Origin of the sequence: Bacillus sp. SIMBA_008 (assembly GCF_046535495.1) — a bacterium.
GTDB classification, from domain to species: domain Bacteria; phylum Bacillota; class Bacilli; order Bacillales; family Bacillaceae; genus Bacillus; species Bacillus subtilis.
This window is the reverse complement of sequence record NZ_JAWRWL010000003.1, coordinates 376,122-398,014: the sequence shown is the minus strand read 5'-3', so window position 1 is coordinate 398,014 and position 21,893 is coordinate 376,122. Positions and strand designations below refer to the sequence as shown.

Genomic DNA, 21,893 nt, shown 5'->3' with positions numbered 1-21,893 from the left:
AATAGCGTATCACCATGAGATTTTATAGGATATGGGTAAGGAATACGTTTGATGGGGATTCTTATCTTATAAGAAAGAGCCCAAACTTGAAAAGATGGTTTAAGGAGTGAATAGTGTGTCAGAAGAAAAAATTTATGACGTGATTATAATCGGCGCGGGCCCTGCTGGGATGACGGCCGCTGTATACACATCAAGAGCGAATTTATCGACATTAATGATTGAAAGAGGAATTCCTGGCGGACAAATGGCCAATACGGAAGATGTAGAAAACTATCCTGGATTCGAAAGTATCCTTGGGCCTGAGCTTTCTAACAAAATGTTTGAACACGCGAAAAAATTCGGCGCTGAATACGCTTATGGCGATATTAAAGAAGTCGTTGACGGCAAAGAGTACAAAGTAGTCAAAGCTGGTTCAAAGGAATATAAAGCACGTGCTGTCATCATTGCTGCTGGTGCGGAATATAAAAAAATCGGTGTGCCTGGCGAAAAAGAATTGGGCGGACGGGGTGTATCTTATTGTGCAGTATGTGACGGCGCTTTCTTTAAAGGCAAAGAGCTTGTCGTTGTTGGCGGCGGAGATTCCGCGGTTGAAGAAGGCGTGTATCTGACTCGTTTCGCTTCAAAAGTAACAATTGTTCACAGACGAGATAAACTCCGTGCTCAAAGTATTCTTCAAGCGAGAGCATTTGATAATGAAAAAGTTGACTTCCTGTGGAACAAAACCGTGAAGGAAATTCATGAGGAAAACGGCAAAGTCGGTAACGTAACGCTTGTCGATACGGTAACCGGTGAAGAAAGTGAATTCAAAACAGATGGCGTATTCATTTACATCGGCATGCTTCCTCTGTCTAAACCGTTTGAAAACCTGGGCATTACGAATGAAGAAGGCTATATCGAAACAAACGACCGCATGGAGACGAAGGTTGAAGGGATTTTCGCTGCCGGAGACATCCGCGAAAAATCACTGCGCCAAATCGTAACGGCTACAGGAGACGGAAGTATTGCGGCACAAAGCGTACAGCATTATGTCGAAGAGCTCCAAGAAACGCTGAAAACCTTAAAATAAAAAGGGCTGTCATACGAGTTTCACATTACGTTACTGGGTTTTAATTCCGCTGTAACACATGTGTAATGCTTTTCGGTTATGATTAATAAAGTAATTGACCCCCTTTTTATAATGAATACACTTTTTTGGCACGGATTCTCCAGTTATCCGTGTCCTTTTTTTGTCCATAAATAAAAGATGAATGCCAGTTACAGCAAAATCATCTGAATTAAGGAATGAATATGCTGTAAAATAGAAGAAAAGATTGTCAATGTCTCTTCATTGTGGGAGGCATCTTGAAGCGGTATAATAAAGAGACGATGACAGGACGAAGGTTAGGTGACGTACTTGCAAAGAGTGACAAATTGTGTGCTTCAGACGGATGACAAAGTTCTTCTGCTTCAAAAGCCGAGACGCGGATGGTGGGTCGCGCCGGGAGGCAAGATGGAGAGCGGAGAATCAGTTAGAGACTCCGTCATCAGAGAGTACAGAGAAGAGACTGGTATCTATATCATAAATCCTCAATTAAAAGGCGTTTTTACCTTTATTATTAAAGACGGTGACCACATTGTCTCCGAGTGGATGATGTTTACGTTTGTCGCTGATTCATATACAGGACAAAATGTATCAGAATCAGAGGAAGGCAAACTGCAGTGGCACGATGTCAATGACATTCAGAACCTGCCTATGGCCCCTGGAGACGGCCATATCCTTGATTTTATGATGAAGGGACAAGGGCTGCTGCACGGCACATTTACGTATACACCGGAATTTGAGCTGCTCAGTTATCGTTTAGACCCGCAGCACATCAAATAGAAAGACAAGTCAGGGGGGAGAAAGATGAGTGCTAGTGAATCACATGATATTCAGCTTGTCATTATAACCGGAATGTCGGGAGCGGGGAAAACGGTCGCGATCCAAAGCTTTGAAGATCTCGGCTATTTCTGCGTCGATAATCTTCCGCCTTCATTGCTTCCGAAGTTTTTAGAGCTGATGAAGGAATCAAATTCGAAAATGAGCAAAGTTGCGCTCGTGATGGATTTGCGCGGCCGCGAATTTTTTGACCGGCTGATTGAAGCGCTGGATGAAATGGCCGAAAATCCGTGGATCACACCGCGAATTTTATTCCTGGACGCGAAGGATTCCATTCTCGTCACAAGATATAAAGAAACGAGACGCTCGCATCCGCTGGCAGCGACTGGCCTGCCGCTTGAAGGCATCGCGCTGGAACGAGAGCTGCTTGAGGAATTAAAAGGCCGCTCTCAAATCATTTACGATACGTCTGACATGAAGCCGCGTGATTTGCGTGAAAAAATCGTGAAGCACTTTGCGACAAACCAAGGAGAGACATTTACCGTGAATGTCATGTCATTTGGTTTTAAATACGGTATTCCAATTGATGCAGATCTCGTCTTTGATGTCAGATTTTTGCCGAATCCGTACTATATCGAAAGTATGCGGCCGCTGACTGGCAAGGATAAAGAGGTTTCCTCTTACGTCATGAAGTGGAATGAAACACAAAAGTTCAATGAGAAATTAATTGATCTGCTGAGCTTTATGCTTCCATCTTATAAAAGAGAAGGAAAAAGCCAGGTTGTCATTGCGATCGGCTGCACAGGGGGCCAGCACCGCTCTGTGACATTAGCCGAGAATTTAGCTGATTATTTCAAAAAGGATTACTATACTCATGTTACTCACCGGGACATTGAAAAGAGAAGCCGGAAATAAGATGGGACATAAGCCGAAAATTGCAATCTTTGGCGGCGGTACAGGTCTTTCTGTATTGCTTCGGGGCTTAAAGCATAAACCTGTTGACATCACGGCCATTGTAACAGTTGCCGATGATGGGGGAAGCTCTGGCCGTCTGCGGAATGAACTGAAAATTCCGCCTCCCGGAGACATCAGAAATGTGCTTGCCGCTTTATCCGATGTGGAGCCGCTTGTTGAAGATCTTTTTCAGCACCGCTTCAATAAAGGGAATGACTTAACAGGCCATTCTCTCGGGAATTTGATTTTGGCAGCGATGACAAATATAACCGGTGATTTTTTTCACGCTGTCACTGAAATGAGCAAGGTGCTGAATGTCAGAGGAAAGGTTTTGCCGGCTGCCAATGCCAGTGTTGTTTTGCATGCTGAGATGGAAGACGGCCGCGTGGTCTCAGGCGAGTCAACGATCCCAGAATACGGACAGCGCATTAAGCGTGTTTTTCTCACGCCTGAACAGATTGATCCGCTGCCGGAAACAATAGACGTGATCAGGGAAGCGGATTTGATTATTATCGGCCCGGGAAGCCTCTATACAAGCATTCTTCCCAATTTGCTCGTCCCAAAAATCGGGGAAGAAGTGATAAAGGCGCCGGCGAAAAAAGTATACATTTGCAACGTGATGACTCAGCCCGGCGAAACGCTCCATTACACCGCTGCTGATCATGTGAAAGCGCTCAATCAGCATATGGGCTGCGGTTTTATTGATACGATATTAGTGAACAGTGAAGACATTCCCGACGAAATAAAACGTAAGTACGAAATGGAATCGGCGTGTCCTGTTGATTTTGATATCGAAGAGCTGAAAGCGATGGGGCTTGAAGTCATCAGAGATCAAATTGTAACGTATAAAAATGACGTAATACGTCACGATACACATAAAGTGGCCTCTCTTCTTGTTGATTTACTGAAAGAATGAAGCCTTGAAATGAGGTGGCTATATGTCATTTGCATCAGAAACAAAAAAAGAATTAACGAATCTGGAAGTGAAGGACTGCTGCATTAATGCCGAGCTGTCTGCACTCATTCGGATGAATGGAGCTTTATCATTTACAAACCGCCATCTCGTACTCGATGTTCAAACCGAAAACGCGGCGATTGCCCGCCGCATCTATACATTGCTGAAAAAACAATATGATGTGTCGGTCGAGCTGCTGGTCAGAAAGAAAATGCGGCTGAAAAAGAATAACGTCTATATTGTGCGTTTTTCAGAAAATGCAAAAACGATCTTAGAGGATTTAAAAATACTCGGGGAGAATTTTGTGTTTGAACGAAGTATTTCGAAAGAGCTGGTCAAAAAGAGATGCTGCAAGCGTTCTTATATGAGAGGAGCATTTTTGGCAGGAGGTTCGGTCAATAACCCGGAAACCTCCTCGTATCATTTAGAAATCTTCTCTCTTTATAAGGAGCATAACGATTCATTATGCGACCTGTTAAATGAGTTTCAGTTAAACAGCAAAACGCTTGAACGGAAAAAAGGCTACATTACCTATTTAAAAGAGGCTGAAAAGATTACAGAGTTTCTGAACGTAATTGGCGCTCACAATTCGCTTCTGCGATTTGAGGATGTCAGAATCGTCCGGGACATGAGAAATTCGGTCAACCGCCTCGTCAATTGTGAAACAGCCAACTTAAACAAAACAATCGGCGCATCGCTGAGACAGGTGGAAAATATTAAATACATCGATGAAAGAATCGGCCTGGAGGCGCTGCCTGAAAAACTTCGGGAAATTGCGCAGCTGCGGATTGATTATCAGGAAGTGACGCTGAAAGAGCTGGGGGAAATGGTAGCAAGCGGGAAAATCAGCAAATCAGGGATCAATCACAGGCTGAGAAAACTTGACGAAATCGCAGAACAGCTGCGGACAGGGCAAACCGTCACTTTAAAATAACCGTAAAGAAAAGGGGAGATCTTATGGTTCAACAGAAAGTGGAAGTTCGATTAAAGACAGGACTGCAAGCACGTCCTGCTGCTTTGTTTGTACAAGAAGCAAACCGGTTTACGTCAGATGTGTTTCTTGAGAAGGATGGGAAAAAAGTAAACGCCAAAAGCATCATGGGGCTGATGAGCCTTGCGGTAAGCACAGGCACTGAGGTTACCTTGATTGCCCAGGGAGAAGATGAACAAGAGGCGCTGGAGAAGCTGGCTGCCTACGTTCAAGAAGAAGTTTAGGTGATAAAAATGAGTGACTTTCTTAAAGACTGCTTTCAGAAAATCGGCTGGGAGAAAGACCATGTCAGCTTCGGCGATCTTCCCCTTTTTCTCAAAGCAATGGCATACCGTTTTCCATTCGAAAACCGTGCCGTACTTGCAAAAGAGAATTATAAGATCACAAAAGAAGAGCTATGGCGACGTCTGCTCAAAGATCAGCATGGCGGCCTATGCTACGATCTAAATGGTTTCCTTTATTTTGTCTTGCATGAGGCCGGGTTTCATGTGAAGCTCATTCGAGGAACGGTTTATGCAGGCAATCAAGAGGGATGGGCACTAGAAGGGACGCATGCTGCTGTATGGCTGTCTGCGGAAAACGGCGATTACATCGTTGATATCGGCTTCGGTATCAACCTGGCGCTCCAGCCGATACCGCTTTCCGGAGAAACGGTACAGTCACCAGTCGGGTCATTCCGAATCAAAAAAGAAGAGACAGAAAAGGGCAGCCATGTTCTGCTGATGGACAAAGGAGAAGGCTGGCAAATTGGGTACGCCTTTACTCTTGAAGAGAGTGATCTCGGTGATTTAGATAACATGAAGGACATCATTCACTCTCATGAAAAATCTCCTTTTAACAAATCCCTGCTTGCCTCAAAGCTGACGCCGAGCGGAAGGATGGTCATGTCAGAGCGCCATTTTACGATTCATGAAAACGGCGGTGACATTCAAAAAAGCGACATCGGTCCTTCAGAATTTGAAGAGAAATTAAATACTCATTTTTTGTAACGTGAAAAGCTTGCAGGTTATCTGCAAGCTTTTTCTTATGAACAAGTGTAGATTGCTGTATCAAATGCGTCTTCTGGGATATACAGTTTTCCCTTTTCATATTTATAAGGAATTTCATTCTCTTTAAAGCACTCTTTGGTATAGTCAGTTAGTGTATCCCCAATTTCTATGTATTTCCCGGTATAGTTGGGCTGACATGCTGAAAGAATTGACGTAATTGCCAGAAACAGCATGATTTTCTTCATCACGACACCTGCCTATTATGAAAATTTTACCTTTATTATTCTATCATAACGAAAAGAAAAAGACCGATTTACTATTCCGCACATGCTATAATAATTTTGGAATCTTCTAGAAAAATCATCGTGATGTACATATAAGGGGGATCAACGTGTATCGGATTTTGCTTGTGGAAGATGATGAGCGGATTGCTTCTTTGCTGGGCGGTCATCTTCAAAAATACGGATATGAAGTGAAAATTGCTGAACAGCTGAATGATATAAAATTGGAATTTGCAGAAATGAAGCCTGATCTTGTGCTGCTTGATATCAACCTGCCTTTTTTTGACGGGTTTTATTGGTGCAGGCAAATCCGTACCATTTCCAATGCGCCGATTATCTTTATATCGGCACGGACCGATGAGCTGAATCAGGTAATGGCGATTGAAAATGGCGGCGATGATTATATCACAAAGCCGTTCCATCTAGAGGTAGTGATGGCCAAAATCAAAAGCGTCCTGCGCCGCACATATGGTGAATACTCGCCCTCTTTGCCGCAGGAATCAAGAATAGTGGAGCTTGGCGGGCTAACGATTTATCCTGATCAAAATGAAGCGGAGTGGAACAGCGTCCGGATTTTGTTTTCCCAAAAAGAATTCCAGCTTCTCTCGATTTTTGTGAGGGAGCATAAAAAAATTGTCTCTCGTGATGAACTATTGGAGGCGTTATGGGATGACGTTGATTTTGTCGATGACAATACGTTAACGGTCAATGTCAACCGGCTGCGGAGAAAACTGGAGAATGCAGGACTGAAAGATTGCATTTCCACAATCAGAGGACAAGGCTATCAATTTCAAGTCAATCGGAAGGATGAAGCGGAGTGTTAAAGACTTATCTCATCGACCGCTTAGCCATTATTCTATTTTCATTATTAGGGATAGGGTCCGCCATGCTGATTGCGTATTTAAGCATTATCGAGAGCGGCGCAGAACCTTCCAAAGAAAATATGATGTACATATGGATTTTGCCCGGTACTCTTTTAGCCGCAGGTTTTGCTGCTGATTATGTTCGGCAAATTTCCTTTCTTACATATGTTAAAAAGCTTGCAGAACAAGCCTCTTCTTCGAATGACATCGGACAGTCTTTGAAAGCCCGAAAGCCAAGAACAGGAGAGCAAGCGCTTTGGACGAAAATGATCAACGCACTCGGGCAGCAATACGAAAGCAGGCTCTCACAATATATCAATCAGCAAAAACAGCATTATACCTTCACCAACCAATGGGTCCACCATATGAAAACACCGGTATCCGTCATATCCTTAATGATTCAGGAAGGAAAAAACGGAACCTCATCCTCTTTTTCGACGTTTTTAGAGGAGCTGGAGGATGAGAATGAGAGATTTCGCCACGGTCTTGATATGATGCTGCAAACGGCCCGGCTGGAGGAATTTGCATTTGATGTAAAGCCGCAAACCTTTGATTTGACAGAAATGGTTCGTTCACTGATCAATCAGGAAAAACGTCAGTTTATTAAACGGCGCCTTTTTCCAACATTACATGTGCCGCCAAATGCCATTCAGATTTCCAGTGATCAAAAGTGGCTTTCCTTTGTTGTTGAGCAAATCCTTTTCAACGCCTTAAAATATTCAAAGCAAGGTGTGGGAGACCCTATTACAATCCGTATTGAAACGCAGGGACATGAGACGCGATTGTCGGTTGCCGACGAAGGAATCGGCATACCGCCGCAGGATCTGCCGCGGATTTTTGACGCGTTTTTTACCGGAGAAAATGGACGAACCATGAAAGAGGCAACTGGAATGGGCCTTTATTTGGCAAAACAGGTGTGCAGCCGTCTCGGCCATAAGCTGTATGCGGAATCAAAAGAAGGGGCTGGCACTGTGATGACCATCGTGTTTTCAAGTGACACCCTCGTGAATGTGACAGCATTGTAAGGTTGGGGAGCGGAATTGCAAGAAAGTTCGATGGGAGGATGCTGACTTCCTTTTTATAATAAAGAAAAAGGAGGAGCAGAACATGAACGTGTTGCAAACAACGAACCTATCGAAAACGTACTATTCAAATAAAGGAACAATATCATACCAAGCGCTCAGCGCCTTTGATCTCAGTGTGTCAAAAGGGGAATTTGTCGGGATTATGGGGCCGTCGGGAAGCGGAAAAACCACGCTTTTGAATTTGCTGGCTACCATTGATAAGCCGACCCAGGGCGAGATGATGATCAACGGCATTCAGCCGAAAACGTTAAAGGACCAAGAGCTGGCTTTGTTTCGCAGAAGAGAACTCGGCTTCGTCTTTCAGGATTTTAATCTGCTTGATACGCTGACGATTCGTGAAAATATTCTCTTGCCGCTCGCATTGGATAAGGTAAAGCTGAGAGAAATGGAAGCCCGATTGGATGAACTGGCGGATACGCTGCAAATCAAGCACATTCTCGATCATCGCACATATGAGGTGTCGGGCGGACAGCAGCAGCGGGCAGCCTGTGCCAGAGCGATTATTCACAATCCGGCGCTCATTCTTGCCGATGAACCGACAGGAAACCTCGACTCAAAATCGGCAAAGCAAGTGATGAACACACTGGCTCAGCTGAATGAGGAAAAGGAAGCGACGATTCTGTTGGTTACGCATGATGCCACAGCAGCAAGTTTCTGTAAACGAATTGTTTTTATTAAAGACGGACGTTTCTTTTCAGAGATTCACAGAGGAACAAACAGGCAGGTGTTTTATCAAAGTATATTGGATACCTTGAGTGTGTTGGGAGGCGATTTTCATGAATTTGAGAACTATCGCCCGTAAAAACATTCTTGGGAATCTGCAACGGTATGTGGCCTACTTTTTAAGCTGTGTGTTTGCCGTTTCGGTGTTTTTTGTCTTCACATCATTTATTTTTCATCCTGATGTCAATGAAGACAATATATATGGCGGAAGCCTTGTCAAAACATGCTTGAGCGCAGCTCTTGTCGTCATCATTGTGTTTTGTATATTTTTCATTACATATTCCAATTCAGCGTTTTTGCAGGCAAGAAAGAAAGAGTTTGGGCTGCTGACACTGTTTGGCACATCAAAGCAGCAGCTTCGCAAGATGATTTATTATGAGCAGTCACTTATTTCTCTTGCGGCGATTGCGGCCGGCATTGGAGCAGGCCTGTTATTTTCAAAACTGTTTTTTATGATCATGACATGGATGCTCAGCGTGAAGGTGCCGATTTCGTTTGCCATTGTGCCGAAAGCGTTTGTGATGACAATTGTCGGCTTTCTCATCCTGTTTCAGACGCTGCTCATTTTATCACTGGGACGGATTCGGAAGCTGGAAATCATTGAACTGATTAAATCGGCCAAAAAGCCGAAAAGTTTGCCAGTTTATTCGAAATGGCTCACTGTATTGTCTTTGCTATGTCTTGGCAGCGGTTATTATCTATCTGCAACAGCCAATGCAATTGACATGATGTTTCGGGTTTTTCCAATTTTGATTTTAGTGTTAATTGGCACGTATTTCTTTTTTACCCAAAGCAGTGTGGCGTTTTTCCGCATGCTGTACCGAAAGAAACACAGCTTCTACAAAGGCACGAATATCATTGTGCGTTCCAACATGATATTCAGGCTGAAGGATCATGCACGCATGCTGTTTTTAACCTCTGTCATTACAGCGGTCATATTAACAGCTACAGGTGTCATCTATATGTTTTATTCCGATTTACAAAGGCAGGAGGAGCAAAGCATTCCTCAGTCTGTTTCCTGGGTGGAAAAGGATGCTTCCCGCTTTCAGGTCATGAAGCCTGAGACAGCTGAGAATACATTGAAAAAAGCTCATGCTGTTATCAAGTATAAGGTGGATGCCACAGGGATTCCTGTCACTTTTCAGTCAGACTTGCCGTATGGAAATAAGAAGATGGAAGCGGAAGCTCTGCTGATTTCAGAAAAAGTCTATAATCAAGTCGCAAAGGAAAAAGGGTTCCCAGTTATTCATTTACAAGAAAATGAAGCATTTATTAATGTTTCTTTTCAAATGATGGTGAAAGACACATTTGGAGAAGGGGAAACAGCAGCATTTCATATGAAGTCAGGAAAAACCCTTTCCTATGTCATGAAAAAGCAGCAAAACAAAGGGATATTGATGTCTGTCGATGGAGTCAGCCGTTTATTGGTTGTCAGCGAAAAGAGCTTTGACAGTCTGTCACAGGATGTGCCGCTGAAGGAACAGATGAGAATGGTAGGTTATGAGCTTGAGCATTGGCAGGAGACGGTGGATGTCTCTGAAAAGCTTGAAAACATGGTGCCGAAAGAACATACATCTGATTTTCAAACACGTGCTCCCAGTTATCAAATTGTAAAGCAGGGAGTTGCATTAATGCTGTTTATTGGTCTGTTTGTCAGCGTGCTGTTTTTTATCGTGCAAGGAAGCATGCTGTATTTGCGGATGTTTACGGAAATAGAAGATACGAGAGTGCAGGTGTTAGCCTTAAAAAGGATAGGGGTTACGGACAAAGAGATTCACTCGATCCTTGGAAAGCAAATAGGATTTTTATTCTTCATCCCATTTATCGCAGGTACGATTCACGCGGGCTTTGCGTATGCAGCGTTAAGTAATATGCTGAATTCCAATTTATTTCTTGAGGCCGTAATTGTCATCTTCATTTATTTTGTATTCCAGGCTCTTTATTATATCGTTACCCGTCATATTTATAAGCGTGCTGTTCTTCAGCGTATGTAAAATGAAATCCGGTCTGTTATCAGACCGGATTTTTGATTTATTGAAATTCTCTTGTGAGATTTTTCGGTGTTTGTCCTTGAATGGCTGCGATCATATTTTCGGCGGCCTGTTTGCACATGTTGAAGCGCACTTTAGCTGTTGCTGAACCGATATGAGGAAGCAGCGTGACATTATCCAGCTGCAGGAGCGGATTATCTTGGGTGACAGGCTCTTTTTCGTATACATCTAAGCCGGCTCCCATGATCCAGCCTTCCTGAAGAGCGCGAATCAGTGCTTTCTCATCAACTGTCTTTCCCCGGGAAATATTGACGAAAATTGCTGAATCCTTCATCAATTTAAATTCGCGTTTTCCTATCATGTGATAGGTTTCGTCAGTCAGCGGCGTAATGAGAAGAATAAAATCAGATCGCTCCAGCAATGTATCAAGCTCTGCATACTTAACGCCGATGCTGTCTTCTGTTTCTTGTTTGCGATGTCGGTTATGATAAAGCACTTCCATATCAAAACCAAATTTGGCGCGTCTCGCTGCTTGTTCTCCAATTCTGCCCATGCCGATAATGCCTAACGTTTGATGATGAACATCAATTCCGAAAAGCGCTTCCTCTTCCACGGTTCCCCATTTTCCTGCTCTGACAAAACGGTCCAGTTCGGCAACACGTCTGGCGGAAGACAGAATCAGTGAAAAAGCCAGATCTGCAACTGTGTCATCCAGTGTATAAGGTGTATGAGTCCCGACGACTCCTCTTTCTTTCATTGCTTCTATATCGAAGTTATCGTAGCCTACTGATTGGTTGCTGACCACTTTGAGCTTAGGCGCGTGTTCCAGCAACTCACGATTGATTGACGGCCCGGAAGTCCCTGACGTTAAAAGCCCTTCCGCATCTTTTAATTTTTCAAATAGCACGTCACTCGGAAGCGTATCCTCCTGCCATACTTCATAACGGCAATGTTCACCGATGAATGCTTCAATCTCTTCAGGAATCGGTTTTGTGATAAATACAAATGGTTTCAACAAGGCTCCCCCTTTATGGCTGTTGTCTATTTCATTATATCGGAAATAAATAGATGTTAAAAATATAGCTGCGTTCTTTTTATTTTCTGGTTCTTTTGAACTTAAAATGGAGATCGAACAGCTAAATCTGCTTAAAAAAGTTTTTTAATTATCAGAATTCACCCATATTTTTTGTCAGACAAATCATCAATATGCGAGCAGCAGCCGGATTATAGGATTCATTAAATATAAATTTTATTATCTTTGAAAGATATAAATGTTTATGTTTTGATTCTACAGTCCAATTATAGTGTCTTTTTTTGAAATCCTTTTCTTGGCTTATTCCTATGCTATAATTCCTTACTGTAAGCTGGGTAAGAAGGCTTGCAAAATCATATGGATGGGAGATGAATCAAATGGTTTCTTTAACATCAATTTTGGAACACAATCAGCGGTTTGTCAGAGAGAAGAAGTATGAACCGTACAAAACGACAAAGTTTCCTTCAAAAAAGCTCGTCATTGTCACCTGTATGGATACAAGGCTTACAGAACTTCTTCCGCAAGCAATGGGGCTTAGAAACGGTGATGCTAAAATTGTAAAAAACGCGGGAGCCATCGTTTCTCACCCATTTGGAAGCGTGATGCGAAGCATACTGGTCGCGATTTATGAATTGCAGGCTGAAGAGGTATGCATTGTCGGCCATCATGAATGCGGAATGTCAGGGCTAAATGCGTCCTCGATTCTTGAGAAAGCAAAGGAACGCGGGGTGGAGGATAGCTGCCTGAATTTGCTGACGAGTGCCGGACTCGATTTGAAAACGTGGCTGACCGGTTTTCACAGCGTGGAAGAAAGCGTTTCCCACAGTGTGAACATGATTAAGAATCATCCGCTGCTTCCGAAAAAGGTGCCGGTTCACGGACTTGTCATTCATCCTGAAACAGGAAAACTTGATGTGGTCATTAACGGTTATGAAACTGAGCTAATAAACAATCACTCATAAGGGAGGTTATAACAAAATATGCGATTCTCAGGGAGATTCAAGGGATACAATTTACAGAAATTTCAGAAAGACTTAATTGCAGGTATCGTAGTAGGTGTCGTGGCAATTCCTTTAGGAATGGCGTTTGCCATTGCCTCGGGAGTCGAGCCCGAATACGGGCTGTACACTGTTGTTATAGCGGGGATTTGTATCTCTTTGTTCGGGGGATCTAAATATCAAATTGGCGGTCCGACAGGCGCCTTTGTCCCGATACTGTTCGGCATTATCATGCAGTACGGATTAGAGAATCTGCTGATCGCAGGGTTTATGGCAGGGGTAATGCTGGTGCTGTTTGGGCTGTTTAAGCTCGGAAAAATAATGAAATTTGTGCCTAAACCCGTTATCGTCGGTTTTACAGCCGGAATTGCCGTGCTGATCTTTACGGAACAAATCGCTAATTTTCTCGGATTGAGAAATGTTGAAAAACATGAGAACTTTCACCACAACATGTTTGAAATTGTGCAGCAGCTCGGCACCTTTAACGTGTATGCCATTTTGACAGCTGTGATCGGGCTCGTCATTTTGCTTGTATCCGCCAAGGTGATGCCTAAAGTGCCGGGCGCTTTGTTGGCGCTTCTTATTTCCACAGTGGTCGCGGTTGTCTTTTTCCCTGACCGCATGGCAACGATCGGGTCAACTTATGGTGAAATCCCCCGCCATTTGCCTGAATTTCAGTTTCCTGAGCTTACTTTGGATAAAATGGTTATGCTGTTTCCGGCTGCGCTTGTCATCGCGCTTCTTGGAGGACTTGAGTCGATTTTGTCCGCAATGGTCGCCGATAACATGAAGGGCTCAAAGCATGACAGCAACAAGGAGCTTGTCGGCCAGGGAATTGCGAATATGGCAGCGCCCCTGTTTGGCGGAATCCCGGCTACAGGAGCGATTGCGAGAACGGCGACCAATATAAAAAACGGAGCGGTTTCCCCAGTTTCCGGCGTCGTTCACGGCGTAGTCGTTCTCCTTGTCCTGCTTGTATTTGCGCCTTATGCGTCCCATGTGCCGCTCGCCAGTATGGCACCGATTCTCATGGTGGTCGCATGGAATATGAGTGAGCGCAAGGAAGTCGCAAACATGCTGAGACTGAAAAACGCTGATTCCTTTATTTTGGCGGCGACCTTTGCCCTTACGGTTCTGTTTGACTTAATCATCGGTGTGGCAACCGGATTGCTGCTCGCATTTGTGTTCTTTATCAGAAGAATGAGCGAAGCGACCCGCATCCACAATCAGGAATCGCATCCTGTTCTGGCGAAGAGAGAAGATCCATCTGTCAGCATGTATGCCATAGAAGGGCCGCTGTTTTTCGGGTCAATTGATTCCCTTGAATCGTCATTGCTGGAGCATGTACAGAAAAAACCGAAAACCCTCATTCTGCTCATGAATAAGGTGCACTATATGGATACGTCAGCTGAAGCGGTGCTTGGGAACATTATGAATCGAATTAAACGCCACAATGGAAAGCTGATGATTGTAGGATTGCAATCGCAGCCGAAGGAGCTACTGCATAAAACAGGCCTTTTTCACAAAATAGGAAAGCAGCATTTCTTTGATCACCATGATGAAATCACAGGTTAAAAAAAGCGGCCATCGCGGCCGCTTTTTTATGCATGCTCAAATCGTTTTGTCAGTTTTTCTTGGTGGGCCTTCATGACGTCTTCTAAAGAGACACCATACATATCAGCAAGAATGGCGATATTTCCGATGACATCTCCCATTTCTTCAATCAATTCTTGTTTTTGCTCAGCGCGTGACGATTCTTTCTCATCCGGCCGGTCTCTGCCGATTTCATACGCCCTGACAGCCCGGGCCAATTCTCCGGCTTCCTCCATTAAAAAGCCGACGCGAATAAAAGGTCCGTATTCTGTCCAGCCTCTTTTTTCGTAAAACTCTTTCATCCATTTTTCTGCATCAGCCAGCTGCAACCTCATCACTCCTGCATTCTTTATGTATTTCATATTGATATTATCACATGAAGATGGGACAATATATAGTGTGTTTTTGAATGTTTAACACGATATATAGATGCGGAGATGACAAGATGAAAACCATTTGTGTATTTGCGGGATCAAACCCTGGGGGAAATGAAGCGTATAAAAGAAAAGCGGCAGAGCTTGGCGTGTATATGGCTGAGCAGGGAATCGGCCTTGTCTATGGGGGCTCCCGCGTAGGCTTGATGGGCACGATTGCTAACGCGATTATGGAAAACGGCGGAACTGCAATCGGGGTCATGCCGAGCGGTTTGTTCAGCGGGGAGGTTGTCCATCAGAATCTGACTGAGCTGATTGAAGTAAACGGGATGCATGAACGAAAGGCTAAAATGAGCGAGCTGGCGGACGGCTTTATCTCGATGCCGGGCGGCTTCGGTACATATGAAGAATTATTTGAAGTGCTGTGCTGGGCACAGATCGGCATCCACCAAAAGCCAATCGGACTGTATAATGTAAACGGGTATTTTGAGCCAATGATGAAAATGGTGAAATACAGCATTCAAGAAGGGTTTTCTAACGAATCGCACCTAAAACTGATTCACAGCTCGTCACGGCCGGATGAGTTAATTGAGCAAATGCAAACTTATTCTTATCCGATTTTAGAAAAAAAGTGGACAGAAATTTAAAAAAGAGACTTTCTCATGGAAGTGGAGAGAATGAGTTATGATCCATGAAATATCGAGTGTTTTTAACAAAGTGAGGTTTCCTTAAGGGAAATCTCTTTTTTATTTCTCTTTTGCCTGCATCGTATATTTAACAGTAATAGAGGACTTTATCACTAGTTTGGATAATAAGCACAGATAAGGAGGGGATGAAAATGGCAACATTGTCAGATGTAGCGAAAAAAGCAAATGTTTCGAAAATGACGGTATCACGAGTGATCAATCACCCTGAGACGGTGACAGATGAATTGAAAAAGCTTGTTCATTCTGCGATGAAAGAGCTGAATTACATCCCTAATTATGCGGCGAGAGCGCTCGTGCAAAACAGAACACAGGTTGTGAAACTATTGATACTTGAGGAAATGGATACGACAGAACCATATTACATGAACCTGCTGACAGGAATCAGCAGGGAGCTGGATCGCAATCACTATGCTCTCCAGCTTGTGACAAGAAATTCTCTTAATATTGGCCAATGTGACGGCATTATTGCCACCGGCTTGAGAAAGAACGATTTTGAAGGTGTAATAAAAGCTTTTGAGAAGCCGCTCGTCGTATTTGGACAAAATGAAATGGGCTATGACTTTATCGATGTGAATAACGAGAAAGGCACTTTTATGGCAACCCGCCATGTTATGGGGCTGGGGGAGCGGGAAGTTGTCTTTTTTGGCATTGATTTAGATGAGCCTTTCGAACGTGCAAGAGAACAGGGGTACATACGGGCGATGAATAAAAGCTTTAAAAAATCGAATATGTTTCGGATCGACAACAGTTCTAAGAAAAGTGAAGGCCTTGCAAGAGAACTGCTGAAATCCATGGACAATCAGGCCGCATTTGTCTGCGCATCTGATCGAATCGCGCTCGGCGTCATTCGTGCGGCGCAATCCCTTGGAAAGCGAATTCCAGAAGACGTTGCGGTTACCGGGAACGACGGTGTGTTTCTTGATCGCATCTCCTCGCCGCGCTTGACTACGGTCAGACAGCCTGTTGTTGAAATGGGGGAAGCCTGTGCGAAAATGTTGCTGAAAAAAATGAATGAAGACGGTGCTGCACAAGGAAGTCTATTTTTTGAACCAGAGTTAATTGTACGAGAATCAACGCTGTAAGCGCCGTATTCTGTTATCGGTAACAGGGTGAAAAGGATTGTTCCCACAATTTCATCATGATACTTTCAAACTATGAGCCGGCTTCAATAAAACGGAAATCAAAGGGGGAAACATGATGGAATATGCAGCGATTCACCACCAGCCATTCAGCACAGATGCTTATTCTTATAATGGGCGGACTGTGCATATCAAGATTCGGACGAAAAAAGGTGATGCAGATCACATTCGATTCATTTGGGGTGATCCCTATGAGTACAACGACGGCAAGTGGTCGGCAAACGAGCAGCCGATGAGAAAAATTGCTGCAACAGAAATGCATGACTATTGGTTTGCTGAAGTGGTGCCGCCATTTAGGCGTTTACAATATGCGTTTGTTGTAACAGACGATCATGAAGACATCTTTTTCGGAAGTTCGGGTGTATGCCCTTATAACGAAAAAACACTGGAAACGATTCATTATTACTTTAAATTTCCGTTTGTTCACGAGGCTGATACATTTCAAGCGCCTGAATGGGTCAAGTCAACGGTTTGGTATCAAATTTTTCCGGAGCGTTTTGCAAATGGAAGAGAAGACTTGTCACCGAAGAATGCATTGCCGTGGGGGAGCAAGGACCCGGGCGTCAATGATTTTTTTGGAGGAGATTTGCAAGGGATTGTTGACAAGCTTGATTATTTAGAGGATTTAGGGGTGAACGGCATTTATCTGACGCCGATCTTTTCCGCGCCTTCTAATCATAAATACGACACGCTGGATTACTTTTCTATTGATCCGCATTTCGGGGATCCAGAGATTTTTCGTACATTGGTCAGCCAGCTTCATCAGCGGGGGATGAGAATTATGCTAGATGCGGTTTTTAACCATATAGGAAGCGCGTCTCCGCAATGGCAGGATGTCGTCAAAAACGGAGCTCGATCCCGCTATAAAGACTGGTTCCATATTCACTCTTTTCCCGTCACAGACGACAATTATGACAGGTTTGCTTTTACAGCTGATATGCCGAAGCTAAACACGGCTAATCCCGAAGTGCAGAAATATTTGCTTGATATTGCTTTGTACTGGATTCGCGAATTTGACATTGACGGCTGGCGTTTGGATGTCGCAAATGAAGTGGATCACGTGTTTTGGAAGACATTTAGGCAGGCTGTATCTACTGAAAAGCCTGACGTTTATATTTTAGGTGAGATCTGGCATTCTGCCGAACCCTGGCTTAGAGGGGATGAATTTCATGCGGCGATGAATTACCCTTTTACAGAGCCTATGATTGAATATTTTGCTGACCGGACGATCCCAGCCTCACGTATGGCCTACCGTGTCAATGCACATTTGATGAATGGAATGAAGCAAGCCAATGAGGTGATGTTTAATTTACTGGATAGCCATGATACAAAGCGCCTTTTGACCAGATGCCGCAATGATGAGAAGAAAGCACGCGCGTTGCTGGCCTTTATGTTTGCCCAGACAGGCTCACCATGCATCTATTACGGGACGGAAATCGGGCTGGACGGCGAAAATGATCCATTATGCCGGAAATGTATGGTTTGGGAAAAGGAGAAGCAAAACCAAGACATGCTGCAATTTATGAAACGGTTAATTGCTTTACGCAAGCAGGAAAGCACTTTATTGACTGAAGGACATCTTGAGTGGAATCTGCTGGATGACCAAAACGATTTTATTAGCTTTTCACGGACTCTTGATGAAAAAATAGTGATTTATTTCTTTAATCAAGGGAATGCGGTTCAATATGTCAGTTTACGAGAGTTGAATATTGAAAGGAATAAGAAAATCTGTGATGCATGGACAGAGCAGCCGCTACAGCATCACGATGTCATTGCCGTTCAGCCGGGAGAATTTTTGATTTTGAGTGCTGCCGCCCCTGTATAACATTCTGTTATCGGTAACAAATCGAAAGTTGTTGTAACCGCTTTCTATAGGACAATACAATTGTTATAGTTTCGTAAATAGAAGGAGGAAAAGAGATGGTTCTTTTAAAAAAGGGGTTCGCCATATTGGCGGCATCATTCCTGGCAATCGGCCTTGCCGCCTGCTCAAGTTCAAAAAATCCAGCAAGCTCTGATGGCAAAAAGGTGCTGACTGTGTCTGTCGAAGAAACGTATAAAGAATACATTGAAAGCATAAAAACAAAGTTCGAAAAAGAAAATGATGTCACAGTAAAAATTGTTGAAAAGCAAATGTTCGAACAGTTAGAAGCGCTTCCTCTTGATGGCCCGGCGGGTAATGCGCCTGATGTTATGCTTGCTGCATATGACCGGATCGGCGGTTTGGGACAACAAGGACATTTACTTGATATTAAGCCATCTAACACAAAAAGCTTTGGTGATAAAGAAATGCAGCAGGTGACAGTTGACGGCAAAGTGTACGGAATGCCGCTAGTCATTGAGACACTTATTTTGTATTACAACAAAGATCTTTTAAAAACAGCGCCAAAAACATTTAAAGACCTTGAAAAGTTAACGGAAGATCCTCGATTCGCGTTTGCTTCGGAAAAAGGAAAATCAACCGGATTTTTAGCAAAATGGACTGACTTTTATATGTCGTACGGCTTATTGGCTGGATACGGCGGATATGTGTTTGGAAAAAACGGCACAGATTCCGGGGACATCGGCCTGAACAATAAAGGGGCTGTAGAAGCGGTGAAATATGCGGAGAAATGGTTTGAGACATATTGGCCGAAAGGAATGCAAGACAATTCAAGCGCAGACGACTTTATTCAGCAGATGTTTTTAGAAGGCAAAGCGGCTGCGATCATTGGCGGTCCTTGGTCAGCTGCCAACTATAAAGAGGCTAAATTGAACTACGGAGCGGCTCCCATTCCGACATTGCCAAATGGAGAAGAATACGCCCCTTTTGCTGGCGGGAAGGGCTGGGTTGCCTCGAAATATACAAAAGAGCCCGAGCTGGCTGAAAAATGGCTTGAGTATGCTGCAAATGATGCCAATGCTTACGCTTTTTATGAGGATACAAACGAAGTTCCGGCCAACACGGCTGCAAGGAAGAAAGCCGATGAGCAAAAGAATGAACTGACGTCAGCTGTGATTAAACAATATGAAACAGCAACGCCGACTCCAAATATTCCGGAAATGGCTGAAGTATGGACAGGAGCGGAAAGTTTAATTTTTGATGCAGCTTCAGGAAAAAAATCGACACAAACATCAGCGAATGATGCTGTAAACGTCATAAAGGAAAATATTAAAGAAAAGTATGTGAAATAAAACGGCGGGATAGCGTCCGGAAGAATAGAGGGCGGAAAAATGAATAAACATCACACACTTACAAAGCAAAAACGAAAGGCAGGGCTTTTATCGATCATTCCAGGACTTGGGCAGATTGCGAATCAGCAGTTGTCAAAGGGGCTCTTATTTCTTGCCATCACAGGCTTGTTTGCTTTTGAATTATGCGTTTTCGGTATACAGGCGCTAACCGGATTGATGACATTGGGAAGTGTTCCCGGTGAAGATCACTCGCTGTTTATGCTGATTGAAGGCACGCTGCAATTGATCGTGACAATGATTTTCCTCATGTTCTATATCTTTAATATTCATGATTCACGTAAGACCGCCGCTATGAAAGCGGCGGGTTTGGAAGTCAATACAACAGCCAAGGATATGATCTGTCATGCGGGCGATAAAGGTTTTCCGTATCTATTTACACTGCCGGCATATATCATGATGGTGTTTGTGATTATTTTTCCGGTTTTGGTGACTCTGTTTGTTGCATTAACAAACTATGATTTTTATCATATTCCGCCTAATCGTCTGATTGACTGGGTCGGGTTTAAAAATTTCTTAAATATTTTTTTCCTTGGCTCCTATCGTGAAACATTTGTGAATGTACTGGGCTGGACGGTTATCTGGACAATCTGTGCAACAACGCTGCAAATCATTTTAGGTATTGTGACGGCCCTTTTCGTCAATCAGGATTTTATAAAAGGCAAGCGGATATTTCGAATGATTTTCTTATTTCCATGGGCTGTTCCGGCGTTTATTACAATCATGAGTTTTTCCAACATGTTTAACGACAGCATAGGAGCGGTGAATGCACAGGTGATACCATTATTCAATCACCTGCCGTTTGTCGAGCTGCCTGCGATCGCGTGGAAGACCGATCCTTTCTGGACAAAGACAGCCCTCATTATGATTCAAACGTGGCTCGGCTTTCCATATATATATGTCATGGTAACGGGAGTGCTTCAGGCGATTCCAGGTGAATTGTATGAAGCGGCAAAGATTGACGGGGCCACTTTTATTCAGCGTTTTCGGCATATTACATTCCCGATGATTTTATTTGCCACAGCACCCGTGATGATTACTCAGTATACGTTTAATTTCAATAATTTCTCGATCATCTATTTATTTAATGAGGGAGGGCCAGGCAGTGCGGGAGCCGGGGCCGGATCGACCGATATCTTAATTTCGTGGATTTATAAACTGACAACAGGCACATCACCCCAATATTCCGTTGCGGCGGCTGTGACACTGTTAATTTCTTTCATTGTCATTGGAATTTCACTGATTGCTTTCAAAAAATCGAATGCTTTTGGCAATGAGGAGGTTATGTAGGTGAACGCGAGCACTGCCAGAATGCTTAATAAAATCTGTACGTATTTATTTTTGACGCTTTTAAGTATTGTCATTATATATCCGTTGCTGATTACGGCATCATCAGCCTTCCGTGTGGGGAATTCGGCGGCTTTTCAGCTCGATTTTTCGGGTCCTTGGACATTGGATCATTTTAAGCGGCTATTTGACGAAACGCTTTATCTCAATTGGTACAGCAATACACTTGTCATCGCGCTATCGGTCATGGTTTTGCAGGTTACGATTGTGACACTTGCCGGGTACTCGTACAGCCGCTATCGGTTTGCAGGCAGAAAAAAGAGCCTGATATTCTTTTTAATCATTCAAATGGTGCCGACAATGGCGGCGCTGACTGCTTTTTATGTCTTGGCGATGCTAATAGGCGCACTCGATCAATACTGGTTTTTAACAGCGATCTATATCGGCGGCGGAATTCCGATGAACACGTGGCTGATGAAAGGTTATTTTGATACTGTGCCGAGAGAAATTGATGAAGCCGCGCGAATTGACGGAGCGGGACATCTGAGGATTTTCGCTTCAATTGTTCTACCGCTTGTTAAGCCAATGCTCGCGGTACAAGCGCTTTGGGCGTTTATGGCACCGTTTGGCGACTATTTGCTGACGAAATTTCTGCTTCGCTCACCGGAAAGGCTGACCATCGCTGTAGGATTACAATCCTTTATTTCTAATCCGCAGCAGCAAAAAGTAGCTCTATTTGCAGCCGGTGCCATACTAGCCGCACTGCCGATATGCGTTCTATTCTTTTTTCTCCAAAAGAACTTTGTGTCCGGTTTGACAGCCGGCGGAACAAAGGGGTAAT

Annotated in this window: 22 protein-coding genes; 19 read left to right on the top strand and 3 right to left on the bottom strand. The window is 43.7% G+C overall.

The genetic code is table 11. The annotated features are described in order from the left end of the window. Window positions 1–115: 115 nt before the first annotated feature. The 7 genes from trxB to SB658_RS12615 all read left to right on the top strand — a co-directional run bounded on the left by trxB (window position 116) and on the right by SB658_RS12615 (window position 5,747). The gene (trxB, locus tag SB658_RS12645; RefSeq protein WP_003228139.1) at window positions 116–1,066 is read left to right on the top strand and encodes a thioredoxin-disulfide reductase; all 951 of its coding nucleotides are present in this window, start codon (window positions 116–118) and stop codon (window positions 1,064–1,066) included. Window positions 1,067–1,384: 318 nt separating this feature from the next. Next, a complete protein-coding gene (locus SB658_RS12640; protein WP_010886622.1) occupies window positions 1,385–1,861 on the top strand; it encodes an 8-oxo-dGTP diphosphatase in 477 nt (158 codons plus the stop codon). A 24-nt stretch (window positions 1,862–1,885) separates the two neighbouring features. Next, window positions 1,886–2,773 carry an RNase adapter RapZ gene (rapZ, locus tag SB658_RS12635; RefSeq protein ID WP_003228143.1) on the top strand — a complete coding sequence of 296 codons (888 nt, stop codon included), beginning with the start codon at window positions 1,886–1,888 and terminating at the stop codon, window positions 2,771–2,773. A gap of 1 nt (window position 2,774) precedes the next feature. After that, window positions 2,775–3,728, top strand: coding sequence for a gluconeogenesis morphogenetic factor (mgfK, locus tag SB658_RS12630; protein WP_003228145.1), 954 nt, complete (start codon window positions 2,775–2,777; stop codon window positions 3,726–3,728). 22 nt (window positions 3,729–3,750) lie between these two features. Continuing rightward, window positions 3,751–4,701 carry a DNA-binding protein WhiA gene (whiA, locus tag SB658_RS12625; protein WP_003228147.1) on the top strand — a complete coding sequence of 317 codons (951 nt, stop codon included), beginning with the start codon at window positions 3,751–3,753 and terminating at the stop codon, window positions 4,699–4,701. Between the two features lie 23 nt (window positions 4,702–4,724). Continuing rightward, window positions 4,725–4,982, top strand: coding sequence for an HPr family phosphocarrier protein (locus tag SB658_RS12620; RefSeq protein ID WP_003219835.1), 258 nt, complete (start codon window positions 4,725–4,727; stop codon window positions 4,980–4,982). Beyond that, window positions 4,983–5,747: an arylamine N-acetyltransferase family protein gene (locus tag SB658_RS12615; RefSeq protein ID WP_003228151.1), complete on the top strand. Its 765-nt coding sequence runs from the start codon at window positions 4,983–4,985 to the stop codon at window positions 5,745–5,747. A gap of 35 nt (window positions 5,748–5,782) precedes the next feature. On the opposite strand, the gene SB658_RS12610 is transcribed toward SB658_RS12615, so the two are convergent. Further along, window positions 5,783–5,992, bottom strand: a complete 210-nt coding sequence (locus tag SB658_RS12610) for a hypothetical protein (RefSeq protein WP_014665489.1) — start codon at window positions 5,990–5,992, stop codon at window positions 5,783–5,785. Window positions 5,993–6,138: 146 nt separating this feature from the next. Between SB658_RS12610 and psdR the strand changes: the two genes are divergently transcribed. The 4 genes from psdR to psdB all read left to right on the top strand — a co-directional run bounded on the left by psdR (window position 6,139) and on the right by psdB (window position 10,693). After that, window positions 6,139–6,852 carry a two-component system response regulator PsdR gene (psdR, locus tag SB658_RS12605; protein WP_003228163.1) on the top strand — a complete coding sequence of 238 codons (714 nt, stop codon included), beginning with the start codon at window positions 6,139–6,141 and terminating at the stop codon, window positions 6,850–6,852. After that, window positions 6,846–7,916: a two-component sensor histidine kinase PsdS gene (gene psdS / locus SB658_RS12600; RefSeq protein WP_032677022.1), complete on the top strand. Its 1,071-nt coding sequence runs from the start codon at window positions 6,846–6,848 to the stop codon at window positions 7,914–7,916. Before psdR ends, psdS begins: the two co-directional genes overlap by 7 nt. A gap of 82 nt (window positions 7,917–7,998) precedes the next feature. Then, window positions 7,999–8,778 carry a lantibiotic ABC transporter ATP-binding protein PsdA gene (gene psdA, locus SB658_RS12595; RefSeq protein ID WP_003228167.1) on the top strand — a complete coding sequence of 260 codons (780 nt, stop codon included), beginning with the start codon at window positions 7,999–8,001 and terminating at the stop codon, window positions 8,776–8,778. Next, the gene (gene psdB, locus SB658_RS12590) at window positions 8,753–10,693 is read left to right on the top strand and encodes a lantibiotic ABC transporter permease PsdB (RefSeq protein ID WP_085185651.1); all 1,941 of its coding nucleotides are present in this window, start codon (window positions 8,753–8,755) and stop codon (window positions 10,691–10,693) included. The genes psdA and psdB overlap by 26 nt, the downstream gene beginning before the upstream one ends. Window positions 10,694–10,730: 37 nt before the next feature. Here the strand turns inward: psdB and SB658_RS12585 are convergent, their stop codons facing one another. Further along, window positions 10,731–11,708, bottom strand: a complete 978-nt coding sequence (locus SB658_RS12585) for a 2-hydroxyacid dehydrogenase (protein WP_144500513.1) — start codon at window positions 11,706–11,708, stop codon at window positions 10,731–10,733. A gap of 383 nt (window positions 11,709–12,091) precedes the next feature. On the opposite strand from SB658_RS12585, the gene SB658_RS12580 reads away from it, so the two are divergent. After that, window positions 12,092–12,685: a beta-class carbonic anhydrase gene (locus SB658_RS12580; RefSeq protein ID WP_003228173.1), complete on the top strand. Its 594-nt coding sequence runs from the start codon at window positions 12,092–12,094 to the stop codon at window positions 12,683–12,685. A gap of 18 nt (window positions 12,686–12,703) precedes the next feature. After that, window positions 12,704–14,296, top strand: coding sequence for a SulP family inorganic anion transporter (locus SB658_RS12575; RefSeq protein WP_003228175.1), 1,593 nt, complete (start codon window positions 12,704–12,706; stop codon window positions 14,294–14,296). A gap of 26 nt (window positions 14,297–14,322) precedes the next feature. Here the strand turns inward: SB658_RS12575 and SB658_RS12570 are convergent, their stop codons facing one another. Beyond that, window positions 14,323–14,643 (bottom strand): MazG nucleotide pyrophosphohydrolase domain-containing protein, encoded by a 321-nt coding sequence (locus tag SB658_RS12570; protein ID WP_003242570.1) that lies wholly within the window; start codon window positions 14,641–14,643, stop codon window positions 14,323–14,325. Window positions 14,644–14,759: 116 nt separating this feature from the next. On the opposite strand from SB658_RS12570, the gene SB658_RS12565 reads away from it, so the two are divergent. The 6 genes from SB658_RS12565 (at window position 14,760) to mdxG (ending at window position 21,892) form a co-directional block, all read left to right on the top strand. Further along, window positions 14,760–15,335 carry an LOG family protein gene (locus SB658_RS12565; protein ID WP_085185652.1) on the top strand — a complete coding sequence of 192 codons (576 nt, stop codon included), beginning with the start codon at window positions 14,760–14,762 and terminating at the stop codon, window positions 15,333–15,335. Window positions 15,336–15,526: 191 nt separating this feature from the next. Then, on the top strand, window positions 15,527–16,477 hold the full coding sequence (locus SB658_RS12560) for a LacI family DNA-binding transcriptional regulator (protein ID WP_029318349.1): 951 nt from the start codon (window positions 15,527–15,529) through the stop codon (window positions 16,475–16,477). 112 nt (window positions 16,478–16,589) lie between these two features. Beyond that, on the top strand, window positions 16,590–18,359 hold the full coding sequence (gene mdxD, locus SB658_RS12555; RefSeq protein ID WP_120363521.1) for a maltogenic alpha-amylase: 1,770 nt from the start codon (window positions 16,590–16,592) through the stop codon (window positions 18,357–18,359). A 95-nt stretch (window positions 18,360–18,454) separates the two neighbouring features. Continuing rightward, window positions 18,455–19,708 carry a maltodextrin ABC transporter substrate-binding protein MdxE gene (gene mdxE / locus SB658_RS12550; RefSeq protein WP_003243721.1) on the top strand — a complete coding sequence of 418 codons (1,254 nt, stop codon included), beginning with the start codon at window positions 18,455–18,457 and terminating at the stop codon, window positions 19,706–19,708. A 39-nt stretch (window positions 19,709–19,747) separates the two neighbouring features. After that, window positions 19,748–21,055 (top strand): maltodextrin ABC transporter permease MdxF, encoded by a 1,308-nt coding sequence (mdxF, locus tag SB658_RS12545; RefSeq protein ID WP_003243114.1) that lies wholly within the window; start codon window positions 19,748–19,750, stop codon window positions 21,053–21,055. Continuing rightward, a complete protein-coding gene (mdxG, locus tag SB658_RS12540) occupies window positions 21,056–21,892 on the top strand; it encodes a maltodextrin ABC transporter permease MdxG (protein WP_410601696.1) in 837 nt (278 codons plus the stop codon). It abuts the gene before it with no gap. Window position 21,893: the final 1 nt, after the last annotated feature.